Genomic DNA, 519 nt, shown 5'->3' on the forward strand with positions numbered 1-519 from the left:
GTATGGGTGAAGGCCGCGTGATGCTCGCTGAAGACCGCGCGATGCAAGGCGGCATCGCGCCCGGTGGGCAAGACGCCCGCCGACCATTGCCCGCCAGAGCGCACGTCGCGCAGGTAGACAAAGCCGCCGTGCTGCGCCTGCGTCGGATCGGCGCGCCAGCGGGTGATGGCAAGATCGCGCCAGCGGCTGAAGCCCGCCCCCGTCGGGGTCAGCATCACGCCATAGCTGCCGTTCGACAGGAAATGCGCCGTGGGTGCCGCCGCAGCCGGGTTTTCGAAATGCCGCACGACGGGGGCAGACTGCGCCTCGACCGCCGCCACCAGCACTTCTTTCGCACGGGGCGGCGCGATCGCCACATCGCGCGGCACGCGTTCCTGTAGCAGCATTTCGACCGCCTGAATGATCGGCTCGGCGTGGAAATGCGCGCGCAGCTGGCCGTTCAAGAGGACGTTGGCGATGGCGGTGATCGTCATGCCCTGATGGTGCGCCATGAAACTGCGCACCACGACGCTGCTGGCC

Annotated in this window: 1 protein-coding gene; it reads right to left on the reverse strand. The window is 68.4% G+C overall.

Annotated elements, in window-relative coordinates; all coding sequences use genetic code 11:
- A partial coding sequence (locus AC1DVR_RS24065) for a hypothetical protein (protein ID WP_478003135.1) occupies window positions 1-519 on the reverse strand: 519 nt, incomplete at both ends.

This window comes from Rhodobacter sp. P2_H5, assembly GCF_056403335.1.